This is a genomic window from Microcystis sp. M53598_WE2, assembly GCF_030067735.1.
Taxonomy (GTDB): Bacteria; Cyanobacteriota; Cyanobacteriia; order Cyanobacteriales; family Microcystaceae; genus Microcystis; species Microcystis aeruginosa.
Window position 1 is genome coordinate 1 of sequence record NZ_JASJFE010000652.1, and the last position, 1,585, is coordinate 1,585.

General features: G+C 39.6%; 2 protein-coding genes. Both read right to left on the reverse strand.

Annotation, left to right across the window (positions count from 1 at the left end; all coding sequences use genetic code 11):
• The coding region (locus PX636_RS13245; RefSeq protein WP_288117543.1) for a DNA methyltransferase at positions 1–905 on the reverse strand (905 nt) is incomplete at its 3' end.
• A gap of 89 nt (positions 906–994) precedes the next feature.
• Positions 995–1,498: a hypothetical protein gene (locus PX636_RS13250; protein ID WP_288117544.1), complete on the reverse strand. Its 504-nt coding sequence runs from the start codon at positions 1,496–1,498 to the stop codon at positions 995–997.
• Positions 1,499–1,585: the final 87 nt, after the last annotated feature.

Consider the following 1,585-nt stretch of genomic DNA (forward strand, 5'->3'; position numbering starts at 1 on the left):
AAAACATAAGTCAAGGCTTTACTTGTTTCATAAAGACGATTATATTTAGCTAAATTATCCATTCCCTCTTTATTAGTGCGCCAGCTTTTTCCTGTACCAGGTGAATATTTAGTTCCGTTAAATTCAAAAACAAAATCACCAGTAGTAAAATAACCACTTGGCCTTAAATCTAAAGGGATAAAAACTTTACTACCTTCAGGTATTGTATCAGGATTATTTCTTTCTTCTGTTGTCATTGTGCGTCTTTCTCCATTAGCTAACTCGATATATCTCCAATGATGATCTTCTCTCCAGTCTTTAAAAGTAAATAAAGAATGACATTTTAAATTTCTAATACATTTTGCATAGAAAATAATATGATCCCCTATTGTTTCAATAGTAGATGTATTACCCATTGTCATTTTTTTTGTTTTATAAGTAATATTTGCTACAAAATTCTCCCCGCCAAAAACCTCATCCATCAATTCCCGAACATGATGAACATTCTCATCGGAAATCTGCACAAAAACACTACCGCTATCAGTCAAAAACTCCCGGGACAATAACAAACGATTGCGTAAATAACTCAGATAGGAATGTAACCCTAATTCCCAAGTATCTCGATAAGCTTGCACCATCTCCGGTTCGCAGGTGAAATCATCGTCATCGTTGTGTTTAACGTCGCGTTTTCTCACAAAAGGTTGAAAATTAGAACCAAATTTTACCCCGTAGGGAGGGTCAATATAAATCATCTTCACCTTACCCCCCATCCCCTCGTATTGCAGTAGGGAGTTCATCGTCACCAACGAGTCACCGAGAATCATCCGGTTTACCCATTTATCGTGGTACTCGTAAGCTCGGAGAATCTGGTCAGTAATTGACCATTTAGGGTTCTTCGTTACTTGGTATGGTTCGATAGGGGGCATAAATCGACTAAATCCTTATCTGGCAAGAGACTTAATTGATTAGTTCGCTCTAGATCAAAAATAATTGACAAAAATCGCCAAATGCCTTTCTATATAAGGGTTACATCCCTTATAACCCCCGTCCATTGCATAACAAAAACCGAAGAACCCCATTTAGGGTCATTAAATAGTTCAAATAGATTCAATTGTTCTCCTTTTTCCACCTTGTGGGATTTCAGGGTTTCAATAATTGCCCTAGTGGATAAACGTTCATGGACAAATAGGGGTAAAGTTGGCACTTGAAAAGATAATCTTTCGGCCTTTCCTGTCCAATTTAAAAACGGTTCACCCATCGCTTTGAGTTTACGCACTGCTATTTTGGCGGTTTCTAAATCTTCTGCCGCGAGAATTTGCTCAATTAAAGCCTCAGCTTGTTCTCGTGCGGGGTTTTCATCCCAGTTTAACTCCGGGGACAAGGAGGAATCATAACGATAGGTGACAGGGGGTTTCTTTTTCTTGAAGTGGGGTTCCGTGCCAATATCGGGGCGCTGGGGATGTTCCTCGCCATGGTTGTAACTTTTGGCTTCCGTTTTCTTGTTCGTCTTCTTGGGCATTAGCAACTCTTCCTCCAAGGCGAGGTCAATCTTTATTGTAACTGCTCAACAACCCCAAGAGAGCCAAAAAAAGGCGAACTTCTCTGG

Bases quoted from the DNA above. Each gene is read 5' to 3' on its own strand.
- PX636_RS13250 (WP_288117544.1), bottom strand. From the start codon at position 1,498: ATGCCCAAGAAGACGAACAAGAAAACGGAAGCCAAAAGTTACAACCAT.